The 19,737-nt window shown below is 40.9% G+C and carries 15 protein-coding genes; 10 read left to right on the top strand and 5 right to left on the bottom strand.

Annotated elements, in window-relative coordinates; genetic code table 11:
- Window positions 1–324: 324 nt before the first annotated feature.
- From F607_RS0117665 to F607_RS0117655, 3 genes are all read left to right on the top strand, one after another.
- Window positions 325–5,229, top strand: coding sequence for an alpha-2-macroglobulin family protein (locus tag F607_RS0117665; protein WP_027709166.1), 4,905 nt, complete (start codon window positions 325–327; stop codon window positions 5,227–5,229).
- A gap of 102 nt (window positions 5,230–5,331) precedes the next feature.
- A complete protein-coding gene (pbpC, locus tag F607_RS0117660; RefSeq protein ID WP_051311593.1) occupies window positions 5,332–7,797 on the top strand; it encodes a penicillin-binding protein 1C in 2,466 nt (821 codons plus the stop codon).
- Window positions 7,798–7,867: 70 nt separating this feature from the next.
- Window positions 7,868–8,752, top strand: coding sequence for a type 2 periplasmic-binding domain-containing protein (locus F607_RS0117655; protein WP_027709164.1), 885 nt, complete (start codon window positions 7,868–7,870; stop codon window positions 8,750–8,752).
- A gap of 93 nt (window positions 8,753–8,845) precedes the next feature.
- Here the strand turns inward: F607_RS0117655 and F607_RS0117650 are convergent, their stop codons facing one another.
- The 3 genes from F607_RS0117650 to F607_RS0117640 form a co-directional block, all read right to left on the bottom strand.
- Entirely contained in the window at window positions 8,846–9,163 is a 318-nt protein-coding gene (locus tag F607_RS0117650; protein ID WP_027709163.1) for a transporter substrate-binding domain-containing protein, read from the bottom strand.
- A 107-nt stretch (window positions 9,164–9,270) separates the two neighbouring features.
- On the bottom strand, window positions 9,271–9,567 hold the full coding sequence (locus F607_RS0117645) for a hypothetical protein (RefSeq protein WP_027709162.1): 297 nt from the start codon (window positions 9,565–9,567) through the stop codon (window positions 9,271–9,273).
- A 393-nt stretch (window positions 9,568–9,960) separates the two neighbouring features.
- Window positions 9,961–10,161 carry a hypothetical protein gene (locus F607_RS0117640; RefSeq protein ID WP_027709161.1) on the bottom strand — a complete coding sequence of 67 codons (201 nt, stop codon included), beginning with the start codon at window positions 10,159–10,161 and terminating at the stop codon, window positions 9,961–9,963.
- Window positions 10,162–10,266: 105 nt separating this feature from the next.
- Between F607_RS0117640 and F607_RS0117635 the strand changes: the two genes are divergently transcribed.
- Entirely contained in the window at window positions 10,267–11,178 is a 912-nt protein-coding gene (locus F607_RS0117635; RefSeq protein WP_027709160.1) for a LysR family transcriptional regulator, read from the top strand.
- Between the two features lie 263 nt (window positions 11,179–11,441).
- On the opposite strand, the gene F607_RS0117630 is transcribed toward F607_RS0117635, so the two are convergent.
- Entirely contained in the window at window positions 11,442–11,810 is a 369-nt protein-coding gene (locus F607_RS0117630) for a translation initiation factor (protein ID WP_038291744.1), read from the bottom strand.
- 43 nt (window positions 11,811–11,853) lie between these two features.
- Between F607_RS0117630 and F607_RS0117625 the strand changes: the two genes are divergently transcribed.
- Complete coding sequence (locus F607_RS0117625; RefSeq protein WP_027709158.1) at window positions 11,854–13,401, top strand: FMN-binding glutamate synthase family protein; 1,548 nt, start codon at window positions 11,854–11,856, stop codon at window positions 13,399–13,401.
- An 81-nt stretch (window positions 13,402–13,482) separates the two neighbouring features.
- Here the strand turns inward: F607_RS0117625 and F607_RS0117620 are convergent, their stop codons facing one another.
- The gene (locus F607_RS0117620) at window positions 13,483–14,484 is read right to left on the bottom strand and encodes an amidase domain-containing protein (protein ID WP_027709157.1); all 1,002 of its coding nucleotides are present in this window, start codon (window positions 14,482–14,484) and stop codon (window positions 13,483–13,485) included.
- A 585-nt stretch (window positions 14,485–15,069) separates the two neighbouring features.
- Between F607_RS0117620 and F607_RS0117615 the strand changes: the two genes are divergently transcribed.
- The 5 genes from F607_RS0117615 to F607_RS30265 all read left to right on the top strand — a co-directional run.
- A complete protein-coding gene (locus tag F607_RS0117615; RefSeq protein ID WP_165773263.1) occupies window positions 15,070–15,684 on the top strand; it encodes an SGNH/GDSL hydrolase family protein in 615 nt (204 codons plus the stop codon).
- Between the two features lie 21 nt (window positions 15,685–15,705).
- Window positions 15,706–16,470, top strand: coding sequence for an alpha/beta hydrolase (locus F607_RS0117610; protein ID WP_027709155.1), 765 nt, complete (start codon window positions 15,706–15,708; stop codon window positions 16,468–16,470).
- Between the two features lie 758 nt (window positions 16,471–17,228).
- On the top strand, window positions 17,229–18,074 hold the full coding sequence (locus tag F607_RS0117605; RefSeq protein ID WP_157365513.1) for a hypothetical protein: 846 nt from the start codon (window positions 17,229–17,231) through the stop codon (window positions 18,072–18,074).
- Window positions 18,075–18,085: 11 nt separating this feature from the next.
- Entirely contained in the window at window positions 18,086–19,510 is a 1,425-nt protein-coding gene (locus F607_RS0117600; protein WP_027709153.1) for an asparagine synthetase B family protein, read from the top strand.
- A gap of 52 nt (window positions 19,511–19,562) precedes the next feature.
- Window positions 19,563–19,737, top strand: a 175-nt coding sequence (locus F607_RS30265) for a helix-turn-helix domain-containing protein (protein ID WP_038291742.1), incomplete at its 3' end; no start/stop codon positions are given.

Below are 19,737 nucleotides of genomic sequence, written 5' to 3'. Positions count from 1 at the left end.
CTTTAAGTAAATCATTAAAGGTATCATCAACCCAGCAATAAACTGCTATGATAAACTCTTCTACTGACATCCCCTGTCCCTTTGAATTTGTTTCGGCAAAACAAAGGTTGGGGTCAGGGGTTGTCATTTCAAACTAATAAAAGTCGAGCATCGCGTTAATATATACTCCCGCACTATACTCGATCTGCCAGATACCAGATATAACAAGTACTCTTTCTGGTACTGACTAGCCATTGATTTAGAAAGCTGTTTTTTTTAGAAAACTAAAGCGTTTCTAGGCGCATACAATTTATCCCACCCAATGACAAACACTAGGGAAGAACTATGGCTTGGTTACGACCTGTCTTATTGGTTTGCTGCTGCCTTACTCTTATTTCCTGCTCTGATGATGAGCCATCCAAACCCTCTGCAGAAAAGCCTGCAACTACAGCACAAGCAACCAAAGACAAAACCGCTCCCCAGCAATCACAAGAAGCTATTCCTTTATATTTTCAAGTACTCAACGTTAGTAGTATTGCCCATAAAGAAGGGCTTGCTGCTAAAGTGGTGCTTAGTCAGCCACTGGACCCTAAGACTAATAACAGCCCACACCTGACAGTTGAAGACAGTAAAGGCCATGAAGTTAAAGGTGAGTGGATTCTTGATACAAATCCAAACACACTATTATTTGTCGGCCTTCAGCCTGAACAAAAGTACTCTGTTTTCGTCGAGAAAACACTCACCTCAGTGACAGGAAAAACCCTGGACCAAACCACCCGTCATGAAATTACTGCTCCAGCAATGGTGCCCGTGGTTGGTTTTGCCAGTAGTGGTTCACTGCTACCAGCCCCAGTCAAAAAAGGTCTACCGGTCATGTCAGTCAATATTCCAGAGGTGGATATTGATTTCTTCCGGGTAAAACCTGATCACTTATCTGAATTTTTTAAGCAGTATCAACAGCGTGCCAGCATCGAGATTTACTATCTTGAAAAGCTAAAGCCATTTCTTGAATTAGCCCATAGCGGCCGCTTTGATTTAAAGACCAAAGCTAATACCCGTGCAGTTAGCCATATTCCTGTACAAAGCCTGTCACCGTTAACACAACCAGGTATCTACTTAGCCGTCATGCGTGCTAAAGGAGACTACCAATATCAATACCCTGCTACCTATTTCACGATCAGTGACTTAGGCGTTCATGCCCGCAGTTACAGTGACCGACTGGATGTCTGGGTCAACAGTCTGCAAACCGGCCAATCCAAGGCCAGTGCAAATGTTTACCTGCTCGATAAACAAGGTGTTCGCATCAGCGATCTCCAAAATACAGATAATAAAGGTCATGCCAGCTTTGCTAAGCCAATAAAAAACGCTTATTTATTAGTTGCAGAACATGAGCAGCATACTTCAGTTGTCCCCTTATTCACCCCCGCACTAGACTTAGCCAACTTTAAACTAGGCAAGCGCCAGCAACAGCCACATGAAGTCTTTATTTATACACCTCGTGATTTATATCGGCCTGGCGAGCAAATTGATTTCAGCGCCTTACTGCGTGGCACCGATGGACAAACCGTTAAAGGTTTTCCGTTACAAGCAGACATTATTCGCCCTGATGGCAAAGTCTTAAACAGCTTTACCTGGCGTGCTGAACAGCAAAATTATTTTCAACATGCTTATACTATCCCTGCCAATGCCCCAACAGGTCGCTGGCAATTAAAGGTCACTACCCCTAGCGACGTTGTATTCCAATACGACTTTTTGGTAGAAGACTTTTTACCCGAACGTATGAAGCTCGACCTAGGCGTTCCCAGCCAGCAGCCAACATCACTTACCGCCAACGATGCGCTTTCTGTCCCAGTAGAAGGTGATTATCTTTATGGTGCGCCTGCCGCAGGTAATGAAGTACAACCCAAAGTGTGGGTACGCAGTACAAGCCATCCACTCAGTCAATGGCCTGACTACCATTTTGGAATTACTGGCTATGATGCCTTTAACCAGCGCCAGGGGCTTAGCTCATTAAAACTCGATGCGGATGGCAAAGGCCGTATTGATATCAAAAATGAGTGGCAAGAAACCCAGTCTCCATTAGCAATTACCGTATCGGCCAGCTTATTGGAAAGTGGTGGTCGACCTGTTACCCGCAATCGCACTTACCATGTCTTTCCTCACCCGACACTGGTAGGTATTCGTCCTTTATTTAAAGACGATAACAGTGATAGTGACAGCCTGGTCAGCTTTGAGGTCGTTAAAACCAACCAGGAAGGTGAGCTACAAACATCACCCAGCGTGCAAGCCAAACTTATTCGAGAGGAGCGTCATTATAACTGGCACTATTCTGAATCATCCGGCTGGGACAGCTCTTATACTGTCACTGAATATGCTACCTATGAACAGCCTTTAGCATTATCTGCAGATGGTCCAACCAAGCTGCAGGTGCCCGTAAAATACGGTCATTATCGTTTAGAGGTAACCGATCCTAGTAGCCAGCAAGTTTCCAGCTATCGCTTCTATGCTGGCTGGCAACAAGCACCTGACAGTGACAGCCGCCCCGATCAAATCCAGTTGACATTGGATAAAAAGGCTTACCTGGCTGGGGACAATATCCAGGTCACAGTAAATGCCCCCTTTGCCGGTCAAGGTTATCTGTTGGTTGAAGGTAATCAGCCGCTTTGGTGGGATAGCATTGAGGTGCCTGCTGAAGGTAAAACCTTTACTATTCCCGTCAGCGACGACTGGGATCAGCATAACCTCTATGTCAGTGCAGTTGTTATTCAGCCTGGCAAAGAACATCAACTTATCCGTCGTGCAGTCGGTGTACAGCACTTACCACTTGATCGCCGCCAACGCGAGCTGGCGATTGCGATTAACGCACCAGATAAAATTATTCCCAACAGCCAGCTCACCGCAAAATTGAAACTCACAGGCATTAACAGTGACCAGCCTACTCAGGTGACTGTTGCTGCTGTTGACGTAGGTGTTTTAAACATCACTCGTTATGAAACACCCAACCCGAACCAGTGGTTCTTTGGGCAACGGCGTTACGAAGTGAGTCAGTACGACCTCTACCAGAAGATTATTCAACCTGAAAGTGGCAGTATTGCTGAGTTAATGTTCGGGGGGGATGCAGACCTGACTCGCGGAGGACAACAACCTGCTAGTGATGTGCAAATTGTTTCCCTGTTTTCTGGCCCAGTAACAGTGAATGATCAGGGTGAAGCAGAAGTAAACTTTGCTATTCCCGAATTTAATGGCCAGGTCAGACTGATGGCCGTTGCCTTTAATGATCATCAGTATGGTCATAATGAACAAGCCGTTACAGTCGCTGCACCTGTTGTCACACAGTTAGCCATGCCCCGCTTCCTGGCAAACAATGATGAATCAACTTTAGCGTTGGATATCCACAACCTCAGTGAGCAAAACCAAGCGCTGAGTCTTGAGTTCATTACGAGCAATGGTTTATCCATACTGAAGGATACGCTTCCTGAAAAACTTTCCCTTGAAAAGGGAGAAAAACAAACCTTACGTATCCCAGTAAAAGCAGGCACCTTATTTGGTACTGCCAATATTCAGCTGAACGTCGCCAATATCAAAGTCCCCCATCAGGATGAGCCGATTACTCTGGAGCGCAACTGGCAGCTGGGTATTCGTCCAGCTTACCCTGCCCACCTGCAACGTATTCAACAACAGGTTTTACCTGACAAACCCTTAACCTTTGAGGGAGCTGAGATTAAAGCACTGTATCCCACAACAGTGTTGGCACAGCTGTCTATGAGCAGTTACCCTGCTATCAACGTCGCTGCACATTTCTCTGCGTTGAAAGCTTATCCTTATGGTTGCCTAGAGCAAACTACCAGTGGTGTATACCCTCAGCTGCAAGCCAATGATAAAGTACTCCAGCAGCTGGGTATTGAAGGCTCTCCGCAACAGAAGCGTAAAGCGGCCATTCAAAAAGCCATTGACCGGGTATTAGGTATGCAGCGCGGCGATGGCAGTTTTGGATTATGGTCAAATACCAGCCCTGAGGAGCCATGGTTAACGGCTTATGTCACTGACTTCTTATTGCAAGCACAGCTGGCAGGTTATGCTGTACCCAAGCAAGCATTAGATAATGCCCTTGAGCGGTTGAAGCATTATGTGCAAACCCAAAATCTACCCCAGGATAACTACCCTGCCTCAACCTTTGCGACCCGAGCCTACAGCGCCTGGGTGCTGGCTCAGCTCAGACAAGCCCCCTTAGGCACACTCCGCACGTACTCAAGCCGTTATCAGGAGACAACCAACGCCGGATTAGCTTGGGTTCAACTTGGGCTGGCACTGGATAAAATGGGTGATAGTAACCAGGCGCAAAATGCCATTACCAAAGGTGTTCAGCAATTACGCATTAATGAAAACTACTACCACAGTTATGGTAGCCGGACCCGTGACTTAAGCCTGGCCATCCACTGGTTAGAACCGACCAAACAGTATTCTTCCCTGGTGAGGGAGTTAGCTATGCTCTTGCATGAAAGCCTGAAGAACAAACAGTACTTCAGTACACAGGAGCGCAACGCTTTATTTTTAGCTGGCGTCAGCTTGCGTAACCACGGTGAAACTTGGTCTGGCGAACTGACCTTAGGGCAAGAGGCCACCCCTTTGAAAAACCTGGTCAACCTGCAGCAGGCTTATGGCTATGAACAGCTCAAAGAGGGCTTAACCATCACCACTCAAGATAAGCGTGGTCTTTTCGCAACCCTTGATGTCACTGGCTACCCTTCACTACCACCAAAGCCTGTAAGCAACCAGTTGTCTATTCAACGGTCGTTCTATAGTTTTGATGGCAAGCCATTAACACTATCCTCACTACAAACAGGGGATCTGGTGATTGTTCGCCTCCAGCCAAAAACAGAAAAGCCACTACGTAATGTACTGGTGGTCAACCTGTTACCTGCGGGTCTTGAGTTAGAAAATCAAAACCTGGCAACCAGTGCGAGTGCAGAACAATTAATGATTAATGGCACGCCTATAAGTCGCTTACAACGCAACACTGAGTTAAGCCATCAAGAGTACCGTGGAGACCGCTATGTTGCCGCACTGGATATGCCTTACAGCAATAGCCAGTACGAGCTGTTTTTCCTGGCCAGAGCAGTAACCCCAGGTACTTACCAGGTACCTCCTGCCTTTGTTGAAGCGATGTATCAGCCTCAATACTTTAGCATTGGTGAGACCATTGATGAGCTTAGGGTGAAATCCCATGTCAGTGCAGATGATCCTCAATAGACATGGGGTGATACTTGTTTTTTCAGCACTGGCTTTTACAGTGCCAGTTGTTATAGCGCCTACTCTATTAGTACCTGTTATAACGCGAGACAGCTTTTAACCATGCAAAAGCTGTTAAAGAAACACCTGCTACGTTATAAGCTATTGCTATACTGCGCCGTAGCAGGCTTTATCATCATTCCCCTAGGGTTTTGGGCCGCTGACAAACAGTGGCCTTTGCCCTTACCCAGTGCATCCCTATTTGCCAGCACCGTCGTCGCTAATGATGGCTCCCCCTTGCGCAGTTTTGCTGATCAAAATGGCGTATGGCGCTACCCGGTAAAGCTGGACCAAGTTTCCCCCTTGTACATTGATGCCTTACTCAGCTATGAAGATCGCTGGTTTTATCAACACCCTGGTATCAACCCTATTGCTTTGCTTCGTGCAACCTGGCAGAACATTCGTTATGGTCACATTGTCTCAGGGGGCTCAACCATCACCATGCAGGTAGCACGTCTACTGGACCCACATTCACGGACCCTATCAGGCAAGCTCAGGCAGATGTTTCGTGCCTTACAGCTCGAATGGCACTTCTCTAAGCAAGAAATTCTAACGTTGTATGTTAATCTTGCTCCGTTTGGTGGACCGATTGAAGGTGTTCAAGCCGCAAGTTTTACCTACCTAGGGAAATCAGCACGCTTTTTAAGTCATAGTGAAGCCGCACTACTCGCAGTGCTCCCACAATCCCCCAGCCGCTTACGTCCAGATCGTCATCCCGAGCGGGCAGCTAAAGCCCGGAATAAGGTACTGCAGCGACTAGCCTCCTTTGATATTTGGCCAGCAGAAACTATTCAGGCAGCCTTAGAGGAAAATGTAATCGCACTGCGGTTAACAGCACCACAATATGCCCCCCTCTTAGCACGACGGCTGCACCAACAAAGCCAGAAAAATCTGAGCATTTCAAAACCAAACAACGTAAACCTAGCGCCTAAATCAACTCACTTGCCCTCAAATCACTTACCACCCTCCAATCAAACCTTATCAGCCCAGTTGGATACTCTGCTTGAGCCTATTCATAGTACCGTTGACCCGCAAACCCAGTTGCAGGTATCAACGCTGATCAGCCATTACCAACATCGTCTGCAAGAGGGTGCATCGGTTGCGGCACTTGTCGTGCGCAATAAAGACTTAACCGTTATGGCTTACCAAGGCACAGTAGACTTTGGTAATCGACAACGTTTTGGTCATGTTGATATGGTAACTGCGGTCCGCTCACCAGGCTCAACACTGAAACCTTTTCTTTATGGCATGGCGTTGGAGCAAGGGCTGATTCACTCTGCATCACTGCTCAGCGATGCACCACTGCATGACGGTGACTATCAACCCAGCAATTTTAGTGGTGGCTTCTACGGCCCTGTTTCGGCCACTGAAGCTTTGCAACGATCACTGAATGTGCCTGCCGTTCAACTACTTAAAGCCGTTGGACCTAAACCATTTGCTGATCGGTTACGCAATGCGGGCATGTTGTTACAACTCCCACATGGTGGCAAAGCTAACCTCTCCATGATTTTAGGTGGCCTAGGCACAAGGCTTGAAGACTTAGTAAGTGCTTACACCAGTCTTGCTCGAAATGGCCTGGCAGGAGAGTTACGATTTACCCCTGATGCTCCGCTCAAAGAGCGTTATTTACTTTCACCGCAAGCTGCGTGGATTGTTCGACAAATATTAACCCGAAGTGATAACCAAGCCCTTGCTGCACACACCCAGTCAATGCCCCTAGCCTGGAAAACCGGCACCAGCTATGGCTTTCGGGATGCTTGGGCGGTAGGCGTGATGCCAGACTACACCATCGGAGTATGGGTTGGCCGCCCAGATGGCACTCCATCTCCTGGAGAGTATGGACTTGTGACAGCCTGGCCGTTACTACGGGCCATCAGCAGTGCCTTACCAAAACAGTCAGGGTTTGCCAGCCCACCGCCTGGAGTATCACAACAAATCATTTGTTGGCCATTAGGTACAGCAAGCTCAAGACAGGAAAATCAACACGGCAACTGTCACCAACAACATACTGCCTGGACCATTCAGCAACACACTCCTCCCACATTATTTCCAACCCGGCAAGGCCAACAACTGGTCAATCCTGCTCCTATCCATATCAACAAGAAAGGACAACGCACCAGTTTAGCCTGCAATAGCGAGACAATAGCAACACGTCACGTAGCCCTTTGGCCTCAAGTTTTAGAACCTTGGCTACCCAAACGTTGGCAGCGCCAAACATTACTGCCACCTTTTGCAACAGGGTGTTTGCCTAATCAGCCATTAGGTCATCAAACACTAAGAATTAGCTCGTTAAAAGATCAAATGTTGATTAAGCCGCAGACAAAAAACAAAGGTCGCTATATTGTCAATTTACAAACCCAGGGTGGTTATGGTCATTTGATTTGGTATCTCAATGGACGCAATATCGGTACCAGTCATGCAGGCCAAAGTCTGGTCTACACCCTCCCCCGACCAGGTGAATATCAACTTGCTGTCACTGATACCCTAGGTCATTTGGATAAAGTGACGATAACCGTTTTGGCGCATTGAGCTGATTTGTAGGTTACGCTAGGGAAATATGCTAGGCTCAAAATAACGTTGAGCATAACAGGTTGTCAGCGTGCTGATTTTCAAAACATTTTTGATTAAACTACCAATAATTATTACTGCTTACTTTCTAGTAATGTGTAGTGCTTTTTCTGCAGAAAAAGTGGTTTACCCTATCGCGACAAAAAGAGAGCATGATATTGAAGAACTACTATATATTCTTATCAATGCATCAGAGGAGAAATTTGGACCTTGTGAACTAACACCATTTCATGAAAACATTAATGAAGCAAAGATCCGGTATTTTATTACCCATGATTTAGTCTTTGATATAATATGGAGTAGTAACACTCCCGACCTAGAAAAACACTTAATTCCAATTTGGCACCCTATACGAAAAGGGTTATTAGGTTACCGTATTTTTTTAATACGCAAACAAGACCAGCCTATGTTTTCCAGCATTAGAACTATTGAAGATTTAAAAAAGCTCACTGTAGGCCAGGGGAGATTTTGGAATGATGTAAAGGTTTTTCAAGCTAATGGTATTAAAGTCAAAACCAGCATGCACTATGAAAGCTTATTTGACATGGTTGCCAAGGGACGAGTGGATTATTTTTCAAGAGGTTTTAATGAAATCTTTACCGAGTATAAAGAACATGTTGTACGTTTACCCAACCTGAACATAGAGAGAGATATTTTAATTTATTATCCATGGCCTAAATTCTTTTATGTCAGCAAGAAAAACCCCAAGTTAGCAAAAAGGCTTATTTATGCTTTTAAACGCATAAAAGAAAACGGAAAATATGAGGAATGGTTTTTGAAACACAACAAAGAATCTATTAAAAAAGCCAACTTACCGTCAAGACGATTATTTACACTCGACAACCCACTATTCACCAAAAAAGAATTACTAAACCATATTAATTTATGGTTTGACCCACTCAAACAACTACAATAATTACATTCACCACTTAAAATCCGTAGACTTTACGACAAAAATATTAAAATATTTTCAAAATCTTAAAGTCACCTACAGCACTCTTTAATGAAGTTAATTATAAAGCAGATTAGTTAAGACACGTTTTTCAACAGTATCAGATCTTCCACTGTTTTTCATTTCTTTTAACACATCTGTCAATTCAGGCACAATTCTATAATGTTTTTTATTAACATAATGATACAGAGGTATCTTTTGTATAGAAGGCTCTAAGGTATAAATTTTTGATAAATTTAGTCTTTTTATAGTTTGAAGCCCCTCAATACGCGTTACAACCGCTAAGTCTACTCTCTCAACGCTTAACATTTTAAACTGCTGTTCAATAGAGTTTAAGAAAATAACATTCATTCCTTTGCTTGCATCTTCAGCCACTCTTAAACCTCTTTGAACAGCAATACTATAAGGCTTTAAACTATGCCATCATTGCACTGAAAATTTTTGTTTTTTTGTGAAAGCTACCCAATCAGCTGTAACAAGTACTACTGGAATTCTAATAAGATTAGGGTATTTTTTTCCAAACCAATTTTTCTATTCAGATCACCATCAAATCTTCCAGAATTTGCCTCGGCAAGAGCACGCTCGGCAGGTGCTAGTTTAATTTCCACCTCAAAACCTAAGTGTGTATACGCCTCGACTAGTATCGGCTCAGATATTTTTGTTAAATACATATTCTCTACGCCAGTAATAGTTAACTTATTTCCACAAATAGCTCGTGTAGAGATAAGTTGTAAGCTTACACTAGCCACAACTACCAAAATTTTGGAAAAACAGCTCATAAGTCAATTTCTATTTTTAATTATTCGGCATTATACCAAATAACACGTAAAAACATATATTCTGGAATATTGCTCACTCTACATTGAAAGCCAGCCCCACTACTTCTTCAAAAGTAGTATAGTATAGTTCAATTAATTTTTTTGTGCAGTGATCCTCTAGGCATACCCAAAACGAAGGGTTTTTAGGGGTGGCCGTCAAGCGATGAAGCCCCCGGAGCTTATATTAATAAGTGACTGGGGTGAAGAGCGCTGACAACAAACCCTAAAAATGATTCATGAAGGGTATACTAATGAGTGAAAAAGTAATGTTAAATAAAGGTCAGTATAAATAAGTGATTACTTTTTATATATAAAAGTAATCATAACAACTAGCATTAAAACATATTAATACTTTCAATCCACAGCCTCAGCCTCTTGACAGCTGTCTGAATTAATTAGACAACCAGAATTTTCCCTCTCTGAAATCTCAGACTGAGTTGTTTCCTGTTGTTCTACTACCACACTATCACCAGTATCACGAAATGGATCATGTGGTTCTGCTAACGCTACTGGTGAAACAAGTGTACAAATGATTAGTAACGTATTCAGTTTCATAATAGGTGTGCTCCTCACTTACTCATATGTTAGCCACAGGATAGGGCACTGAAACCAGCAGATAAATAATAGAAGCCCAAACATATTGTATGTATAATTCAGACAATGAACTATGAATCACTGAAATACCTCAAACAACTAGCCATGTTTGCAGTTGTTGCAAAAGAGGCCTCTTTTACCAAAGCTGCTGAGCAATTGAACTTGGGCAAAGCTCATGTTAGTGACCAAATACAACGTTTAGAAAAAAAGTTAAATGTTCAACTGCTCAACAGAAGTACGCGTTCAGTAACACTAACAAATGCAGGAAAGATTCTGCTTTCTCACTGCCAACAACTTCATGTGCTTGGAACTGAAATATTTCAGCTTGCAGAAAGCGCAAAACACATACCTAAAGGTCGCCTGAGAGTAACTGCAAAAGACGACATGTGTTTAAAGCTGTTACCCGAAATTATTCATAAATTTGAATCAACTTACTCTGAAATAAGTGTTGATTTAATCTCTAGCGATACATTAATTGATCTTGAGAAAAATAATATTGATGTTGCCATTAGAATTGGCACAACAACTGACTGGCCTTGTTACGGCAGTTATATTACTGAGGCCGAAGCCGTTATTGTCGCAAGCAGAGACTACCTTTCAAGCATTGGTAACCCGTCAAACCTGGAGGCACTCGCCCAGATGAACTGGATTACCATAAGCTCAATGAAGAATTTCAAGTGGATCTTAACCGGCCCAGATTTAACTGAGCACGAAATCTTTATTAATGAAAAGTCATCCACTAATTCATCTGCCGTCGCTTATCAAATGATGAAAAATAACCTTGGTATTACAGCTACTGCCGAAATCATTGCTCGGCCCGATCTTGATAGCGGCAGTGTTATTCAGTTAATGCCAAACTATCATCTCCCTAAAATACACGTTTATGCGCTACATAACGAGCGCTACCCAGCAGCAAAAATTAAAGTGTTTATTGACTTTATTCGTGACCACTTAAAACCATTATTTTTCACAAAATAAGTAAATGATGGCTTAATTCTCCCCTCAGGCAATCGCATATAAATTTGCCCTTCTAAGACCAAGTTTGAAAGGCTTTTGGTCAAAAATTTGTGTTAAACCTATCGAACATACCATAGGGCTTAGTTGACGCTTCCTTGCGATAAACAGATCATAAAGAGCTACCTAACCTTTGCCTTATCAGACTACACATTAAAATATTACTGTTGTTTATTTAAAAGAAATAAAGGGTTGCTAAAAGTAGGTTGCTTCTCTTTGCAATTGTCCTACCCTCCTGCCTGTTTCGCTTGATAACCATCTTTAGTTAAACGTTGCAGTAACTTTTCAACCTGATCTCCCTGAATTTCAATCACTCCTTGCTTTACAGCCCCCCCGGTTCCACAATACTGCTTTAACTGTTTTGCATAGGCTTTTAAGTCATTACCTGTCTGTGGCAGACCTGTGACAGTAGTGACGGTTTTACCACCACGACCTTTGACTTCCCTTCGTACACGGACTACACCATCCGTGTATGTTGATACAGGCTCATCGTTATTCTTCTCAGGATCAATTCGTCCACCATCTGTGGTATAAACCAATCGACTGCTTTCAGATCGACTATCAGAGTCATTACTGGTATTTCGACGTTTTGACATACGACTAATAACCTCTTACTTAATACAATTAAGGATAATCACAATGGAGCTGGATCTTGCTATTCGTTTTTTAGTCATTGCGGCTGATAGTTTCATTGGGTTAGTGCTCATCGCCCTCGTACTGTTTGTGATCTACCTTATTGGCCTTTATTGTATTGATGTTACACAAACAAAGCACGCTATTCGCCGTAACTATCCCATTATTGGTCGATTTCGCTACGCATTTGAACATTTAGGCGAATTTTTCCGACAGTACTTCTTTGCTATGGACCGTGAAGAGCTGCCCTTTAATCGAGCACAACGAAGCTGGGTCTATCGCACCGCAAAAAATGTCGACTCCACCGTAGCTTTTGGTTCTACCCGTCCTTTAAATGTACCTGGCACTGTTATGTTTATGAACTGCATATTCCCCACATTAACAGAAGATGCCGTAGAACCTAGGCGTATCACAATTGGCCCTTATTGCCATGAACCTTATGCAACTACTTCATTATTTAATATATCAGGAATGAGCTATGGCGCTTTATCCGCTCCAGCTGTACAAGCATTGTCACAAGGAGCAGCAAAGGCTGGTGTGTGGATGAATACCGGAGAGGGTGGCTTATCTGAACATCATTTACAAGGAGGCTGTGACCTGGTCTTTCAAATAGGTACAGCTAAATACGGTGTTCGAGACAAAGACGGTTTATTAGACGATGTCAAACTAAAAACAATTGCTAACTATCCACAGGTAAAGATGTTTGAAATCAAACTTAGCCAGGGAGCAAAACCTGGCAAAGGAGGTATTCTACCAGCAGAAAAAGTGACTTCTGAAATTTCAAAAGTTCGTGGTATTCCCGAAGGTCAAGCTTCTATTAGTCCAAATGGTCACCCGGAGATTAGATCCGTCCATGAACTGCTTGATATGATAAACCGTGTTCGTCGTATAACGGGTAAACCCGTAGGTTTTAAAATAGTAATTGGTGGTAGTGAATGGTTAGATGATCTCTTCCACGCAATCCAACAGCGAGGGGAAGAATTTGCCCCAGACTTCATCACGATTGATGGCGCTGAAGGAGGAACAGGGGCTGCGCCAATGAGCTTAATGGATTATGTAGGTTTACCACTTGCTGAAAGCCTACCGTTAGTGGTTGACAAACTATGTGAATATGGCCTACGCGAACGCGTCAAAGTCATTGCCTCTGGTAAATTAATTAATGCCGCAGATGTTGCCTGGGCGATCTGTCTTGGTGCTGACTTTGTAACATCAGCCCGAGGATTTATGTTTGCGCTAGGTTGTATCCAAGCCTTACGTTGTAACAAAAATACGTGTCCGACTGGCATTACAACTCATAACCCTAAACTACAAAAAGGCTTAGTGGTTTCAGAAAAAGCTGAACGTGTTAAAAATTATGCACATAATATGATGCACTATGTTGGCATTATTGCCCATTCCTGCGGTTTAAAAGAACCTAGAGAACTTACACGTCATCATGCTCGGATCGTCATTCAATCCGGCCAATCTATTTTATTGAGCGAATTATATCCTGAGGTTGTCTATAGGACACATAACACTAGTGCGGTAACTGCCACGAATCGAGGCAAAAGCTAATTAAAGTATTTTTTTTTAAACGTTATATTGAGGCTTAGCTCAAAGCCTCAATATAAAATAGCTAGGGCCTGTTAACAGGTCCTAGGGAAATCTAACTAATATATAACGCTGATCTTCACCTGCTTCTATTTCACTTAATGGTTTATCTTTACGATTAAATGCATGGTATGTGAGGTATAAATCTTTACTATCTTCCTTAGTTACCAACATATTATGGTAGATAATCCAACCACTTCCTTGCTTTTTCTGGAGCTGGATAATATCCCCCGGAGACAATAGACTCTTCGTTAATTTCCTATCAGTCGTCCACCCTAAAACTGTTGCAAAATTATTTTCATCAGCAAAATAAGCCCGAAACGTATCCACTACACTCCAACTGGTAGACCATTCCCAATGACGGTTACTACCCTGGCACCACCAAGGCGGGGTATTTGCATTGGCATAAAACTCAGTACGTGTAGCTTCATCTCTACAGCCATCGCCACTACCAACTAAACTGAACCCTCCTGCAACCATTGCTTGACTGATAAAGTTTGTACAATCATTTTCACCAAAGTCTGGATAGTTAGGGTTTCTTTTATCCCACCATGCATAAGCATAGTTAATAGCAGCATTACGATCATAGTTAACTAAAACAGTCTTACCTTGATTAAAACCATCTAATATCAAACCTGATTGATTCGGTTTTACTTCTGGGATTGAATTATTAACGGGATAGTCCTGAAATACAGGATTTAACTCTTCACTAGCGAACTTTATAACTGCATTTAACTCAACTTGTGATTTAACATAAACAGAATTTTGGCCTGTAAGTTCAGGATACTCACCAAGGAGTATTCCACGCATAAAAGTCATATAACGTTTATTATCAGTCTGTTTATTAAAGGAAACCCCTTTCGACAACATAAATGATTCAACGATATCACGACCAAGCAAGTTATGATCTACAGGCTGAGAGCTATCACTAATAGCCAGCGTTGAAAAAGGAAATATCATACAAGCTAAAAAAAACTGTATTTTAAAGAAAAAAGACTGCAGGAAATGTTTTATATTATGCAGTGACTGAGTATACTCAAATGGCATATTTAGTCCTCCCTGTATATATACCCATAATGAATCATTTGTAGGTGTCAAAATAAAGTGGTATATACTCACAGCGAAGGATTATTTAGGCGAGGCCACCGAGCGATGTAGCCCCAGGAGTTTAGATAAAATAAATGACTGGAGTGGCAGTTAAATGCTCCTCGGCAATAGCTCCTGCATTGCTCTACTATATGACATCCATGTCATTATGCATAAACTGCATTCCCATCATCCTTTGTGGTCAAGAGCGATGGTAACAAAGCCTAAAAATCATTCGCGAAGAGTATACCTATAATCAAGTGTATATCTATAGTTTAAGACAGCTTTAACCTATTCAAATTTTGTTATTTAAAATTATTAGACAACTTAGTTATTAGCAAGGTTAAAGACACTATAAGCGTATTATCTATGTAGCTTCCTCAAACCTAGCAATCTGCTATTTCTGGAGACGGCTTCTCATGGTGTATATCTTTTAGGTAATCTGTAAATTAGGCTACAGCAATATGATGGAATGATATATTATATCGCCAACTACAACTATATTTAGCAGCAAAACGGTGTGCTATTATTGGGAGTAGTTACACCTTGCTAACAGCATTAAAAATCTCAGGTAGGGAGCGTAAATTGAGAGTTTTTTTAATTGGTGATTCGATACGCCTCAATAGTGAAAAGTACGTAGTTAAGAATCTAAGTAAAGATTCATATCTTTCTTCTCCTTCAGAGAATTGTGAATCATCAATTAAAGTCAAGGAAAATCTAGACTCTTGGTTGTCCAGAGAAAATTTCGATTTAATACACCTTAACTGCGGTTTACATGATGTTCGATATAACCCTGGACAGAAAGGTCCCGTTTGTTCAAAAAAACGATATTGTGAAAACCTAGAGTCAATATTTGGTAGATTAGCACAGCGAGGATCATCTGTAATTTGGGCAACATCTACACCCATAGACGAAATTGTTCACAATGCGGTTAAGGATTCTCGTCGCTTTCTTAAAGATATCATTGAGTATAATATGGCATCGATTGAGCTTGCAAAAAAATACAATTTTAGGGTCAATGATCTTTATAACAAGACTTCAACGCAGGTTTTATCAGATATATTGCTTCCTGATGGCATTCATTTTAATGAAGTGGGTAATGCAAAAATTGGAACGTGGATTTCTAACGCCATTAACGAGACGTTAAGCCTTCTGAGATGAATTGGGAAATTAAGGAATAGCATGCGATACATGATTGGCTTTTTACTGTTATGTTTGACTTGTTCAAGCTTTTCAAAAACATTGGATATTTATGATACTGACAGGGATAGATATATCCCCATTTCAGTGGATTTTCCTAGTAAAAATATAGATTGTTCCACCTCCCAAAAATGTAATGTTGCTTTTATTAGCGCAGGAAACAAAGTTCCATATCAAAAGTATCAATTCATTACTCAACTATTGAATTCAATGAGTTATATGACTGTTGCTATTGATCATGAGTTACCAAATGATCCGCCATTATCAACAATAGGTGATTTATTTAAGACTAGAATTGAAAACTGGCAACGAGGTGCAACAACATTAGACTTTTTGCAGCGCAAGCTACCAAATCGTTTTCCTGAATATAATTTTCACAATATAATACTTGTGGGTCATTCAAATGGAGGAGATATATCAGCATGGTTAGCTAATAAAGGCAAGCCATATATAAGCAAGATTGTAACTCTAGATAATCGTAGAGTTACTTTACCCAAGACTGCACAGATTCAAGTCCTTTCAATAAGAGCCACTGAGTATCCAACAGCTGAGAGTGTTTTATTAACAGAAGAAGAGCAAGATATATATCATAGCTGTATAATCGAAATAGAGAGTTCAAAACATATGGATTTGTCGGATTATGGCTCAATTTCAGTTAAGCAAAGAGTTGAGTCTTTGATTAAAGGTTTTTTATCTGGCCAAGACTGCAACACATTAAAATCAAGAAATATAGCTACGCTTGAATAAGAATACAATTATAAGTGCCTGAAATGAAATTTTTCATCGGCATTATTAATGCTGAAGTCATTTACTGTAGGACTCTCATCATAACTCATTCATTACCAGCCTTATCAGCTCTTAACATTACAATACCGTCTATAGCATAGATTGCCATAATAATTATAGGAATGAAGAGTCACTTTAAAAGCTTACCAATACATGACTCATCGAAAAAAATAATACCATGGTATTATTTTAAGTTGTGCTTGCTATCCTAGCTTTACACTTCATATTTATCATTCATGTATGTAGATTTTGAAACAAAGGAGTACCCTGTCATCTCTATGATGTGGCTCCTGCCAAAGATGACAGCTATAGTATAAAGCTCAATGCAAAGGTGCATTGGGGTAGTTTAACCCGGCCAATCGACAAGTTCTAAAGGGACTTGTCAGTGTAAGGGCTAGAGAGTCAGCACAAGATGACCTAATAGTAATCTACTCTAAGTAACTTTAAGTATAACTAAAGCTAGACTAGATTTTCAAAAGCGAAATTAGACTTTACTATGATTGTTAAAAATCATTTGCTAATGCAAAAAATTATTTTCAAAAGATATTGCTATAGGAAAAGAAATATAACAGAAATAGTTTTGCAAAGAAGATCAGCAAGGATGCGCTACAATGATCTGTCCATCATGTGAATGTTTTTTGAAAGGTTATAATACTCAGTGTTCATGTGGGTACAAGTTTATATTTCATGCCAAAACCGAACCTTTCAATGATAACAAAATGAAAAAATTAGAGCTTAAAGCTAGTGCGCTCAATACACGCTATTTTACTAAGAACATGCTCTATAGTGTCTTCTTGAAAGCTACGTCTAGGTCATTCTATGCACCTTTAATTATCGCCATTATAATCTGTAGCTTGATTTCTATAATTTTAGTCGGCACACTCTCTTTAATTGGCTTTATTATCGCGTTAATTATATTTGTAATTGTAATTAAGCTAGTATTCAATGCTAACAAGCCCATGAGTATAGAGGACTTTTCCAGTTACTATAAACGCTGGGTAGATGCTGGTAGAAATAATAATTATTTAATTAACAAGCCTAAACTTAAAAACCCTCCTGCAAAGTGTCAAGAGAATGATATATTTAACTATGGTGCTGAACGAATAATCGTCGTTGACGATCCTTTATTTGTAGATTGTTTAATATTAAATGACGAACATATGCGGTCAAAATCACTCATCGTATCAAAAGATGGCTATCCACTCTACCTAAAAAATCAGTTTAAAATACTGCTTGAACAAGCAGATAATATACCAGTCCTTTTATTACATGCGACCAAACTAAATAAAGTTAAGATGGTTCTGGCTATTGAAAAAAATTTCAATGTTAAGCTAAACCCCAAGCAAGTATACGACATCGGTTATTATGAAGAGCAAATAAAACAAGCAAAACCACTCCACAAACGCATGAGAATCACTAAGTGTGCGGTAGATATGCTACCCTACCCCTTATCAACACAGTTGATGAGCAAAGACAAATCACAATTACAAGATTTATTGGTACTGGGCGCTGCAACCGCTGCTTCTACCTACGTATCTTTTGCTTTAGCAGATGACTTTGGGTAAACAATAATAATATGACAGGACTCGTCGGCTATTTTGGTTACCAACCGTGTGAAATCATTCAACAAATGGTAAATCAACTAGAACACCGTTTTGCTAATAGTCCACAACAAGTATCAATCGGCGAATTAACTGCGACTATAGCAACAGCACCTGAACAGGCTAACTATAACTACCATGCCGGTGTATGGCGAAAGGATCATGTAACGCTAATGATCAATGGTTTTTTTACGGGTGAATCATACAGTACCAAACCACAAGAAATCATAGTTAATTATAGTCAAAGCGGGATCAATAAACTTTGTAGGCTTGAAGGTGCATTCATTATTGTTTTGTATGATAAAGAATCCAACACTGGTTATTTAATACGAGATGGCTCTGGACAAAAAACACTTTATTTTAGCCAGCTTGAACAAAACCTATTCTTTGCCGTTGAACCTAAAGCAATCCATCAGTTACCTCTATTTACTCGAGAGATTAATAATGCGGCTCTTGCACAATATTTAAGTTTTAGCTTTGTACCAGGCTATAATACTATGCTTAATGGGTTATATGAACTACCTGCTGGTCACTATCTTATCTGGAAGGATAATAAATATACGTTAAAGCGCTACTTTTTTTTCGAGCAGGAGTCAGTTAAAACTTTTTATCAGACTCAGGATAGGAACAAGTCAGCACGACATTTCAAACAATTGCTATCAGCCGCTATCGTTGATAGGTTGCCAACAACTAATGAATTAGGTGTTTTTTTATCTGGTGGCTTAGACTCCAGCGTTGTTACTGCTGAATTAGCACAACTAAAAACGAAAAAAATAAATACTTTTTCAATCCATTTTGGCAAAAAGTATCCCAATGAACTTGATTATGCACTTTCGGTTGCAAAAAAACATAATACCCAGCATCATGAAGTATATATAAAGCCTAAAAATTTTTTACAACGATTAAGTGATATAATCTGGTTGTTAGACGACCCCATCGGAGATCCAATAACTGTACCAAATTTTGAGCTAGCTCAGTATGCAAGTAACTATAGTCAGTGGATTTTTAATGGTGAAGGAGGCGATCCATGTTTTGGCGGTCCCAAAAATTATGGCATGTTACTAAGCCATTGGTATGGTACTGACTTTGCGGGTACAACCAAACAAACACGAGAAATAAATTATCTAAAATCTTTTCAGCGTGCATATGATGAACTGGATAAGCTTTTAACTCCAGATGTAAAAAAATATTACTCTCATGATACTGATTTAATAGGTGTGCTATCACCATTTTTTACAACCCAAATACCTGATACTTTACTTAACAAACTAATGGCAATGAATATTCGTCTCAAGGGTGCTCACTTAATTTTACCTAAAGTAGAAAGAATGCTACAAGCTCATAAGCTAAATTGTCAGCAGCAATGTAAAACTGACCCACTAGCAGCAATCGAATTTTGACCCACCTGAGTAAAATACCACCGTTTAAGCTTAAGTGTGTGGTATCGATGACATGTTAACTCAGGAGCTTGCAGTGGAAATACACGTACTAAAACGACAAGGCATGAGTATTCGTCGTATATCAAGAGAACTGGGCCTATCACGTAACACCGTTAGACAGTACTTACGAGGTCAAATTAAAAAACCAATCTACAGCAAAAGACCTATACGTCCTTCAAAACTGGACC

The sequence above is a fragment of the Zooshikella ganghwensis DSM 15267 genome, assembly GCF_000428585.1.
GTDB lineage: Bacteria > Pseudomonadota > Gammaproteobacteria > Pseudomonadales > Zooshikellaceae > Zooshikella > Zooshikella ganghwensis.
This window is presented reverse-complemented; position numbering and strand designations above follow the sequence as displayed.

Coding starts and splice junctions, on each gene's coding strand:
- F607_RS0117665 (WP_027709166.1), top strand. CDS start 325: ATGGCTTGGTTACGACCTGTCTTATTGGTTTGCTGCTGCCTTACTCTT.
- pbpC (WP_051311593.1), top strand. CDS start 5,332: ATGCAAAAGCTGTTAAAGAAACACCTGCTACGTTATAAGCTATTGCTA.
- F607_RS0117645 (WP_027709162.1), bottom strand. CDS start 9,567: ATGAGCTGTTTTTCCAAAATTTTGGTAGTTGTGGCTAGTGTAAGCTTA.
- F607_RS0117640 (WP_027709161.1), bottom strand. CDS start 10,161: ATGAAACTGAATACGTTACTAATCATTTGTACACTTGTTTCACCAGTA.
- F607_RS0117635 (WP_027709160.1), top strand. CDS start 10,267: ATGAACTATGAATCACTGAAATACCTCAAACAACTAGCCATGTTTGCA.
- F607_RS0117630 (WP_038291744.1), bottom strand. CDS start 11,810: ATGTCAAAACGTCGAAATACCAGTAATGACTCTGATAGTCGATCTGAA.
- F607_RS0117625 (WP_027709158.1), top strand. CDS start 11,854: ATGGAGCTGGATCTTGCTATTCGTTTTTTAGTCATTGCGGCTGATAGT.
- F607_RS0117620 (WP_027709157.1), bottom strand. CDS start 14,484: ATGCCATTTGAGTATACTCAGTCACTGCATAATATAAAACATTTCCTG.
- F607_RS0117610 (WP_027709155.1), top strand. CDS start 15,706: ATGCGATACATGATTGGCTTTTTACTGTTATGTTTGACTTGTTCAAGC.
- F607_RS0117605 (WP_157365513.1), top strand. CDS start 17,229: ATGAAAAAATTAGAGCTTAAAGCTAGTGCGCTCAATACACGCTATTTT.
- F607_RS0117600 (WP_027709153.1), top strand. CDS start 18,086: ATGACAGGACTCGTCGGCTATTTTGGTTACCAACCGTGTGAAATCATT.